The organism is Streptomyces sp. SID12488 (assembly GCF_010548275.1).
Taxonomy (GTDB): domain Bacteria; phylum Actinomycetota; class Actinomycetes; order Streptomycetales; family Streptomycetaceae; genus Streptomyces.
The window spans coordinates 1-612 of the sequence record NZ_JAAGLT010000108.1; the positions used below are offsets into that span (position 1 = coordinate 1).

General features: G+C 69.0%; 1 protein-coding gene and 1 pseudogene. One reads left to right on the forward strand and one right to left on the reverse strand.

The window, feature by feature from the left end; genetic code table 11:
• Positions 1–256, forward strand: a 256-nt coding sequence (locus G3I56_RS42720) for a DUF317 domain-containing protein (RefSeq protein ID WP_164418942.1), incomplete at its 5' end; no start/stop codon positions are given.
• Positions 257–427: 171 nt separating this feature from the next.
• Here the strand turns inward: G3I56_RS42720 and G3I56_RS42725 are convergent.
• Positions 428–612: pseudogene (locus G3I56_RS42725) on the reverse strand (transporter); the annotation flags it as partial.

Sequence of the window (612 nt, forward strand, 5' to 3'; positions counted from 1 at the left end):
CGCCCAGCACCCGACCCGAAACCTCGCCACCTGGACCATCTGGGCCGGCCCGAACCCCGACCGCCCCACCTGGACCCTCACCGCGTCCCCGCGCACCCCCAGCGCACTGCTGGCCGACCTCACCGAGAACCTCGCGCACGGAACCGGCACCCGCCAGGCACAGGCCGATGGCCGCGAACGCCGGACGAGCCATGGCATCACGCCGCTGGCCATCTCGACGGTCACAGGCATCCACGCAACCAGTCCCACCCGCTGATCACCGGCACGTCAGAGCGGCGCAACATAGCGCGGGATCGCCGGTTAGCCAAACCGGCGATCCCGCGCATCATTGATAGTCCACCGCCACGACCTGCCCGAACGACGAAAGGCACCACCCGACGACCACAGACCAAACGCGAGCGCTCACGGCCACCGTGCCATCAAGCGATCACGCCGCGGCGTAGCTCGCCCGGAACAGATCCTGCGCACGCTCCACGTCCCTCGCCGTGCGGAGCTGCACCTCCAAGTCGCCCGTCCCGTGGTGGCCGAGCCCGGATACGTCCCGGGTGAACCCGGGAACGAGGTCGACATACTTCGGGTCGACCTTCAAGTAGACCAGGAGCTTGCTCCGCT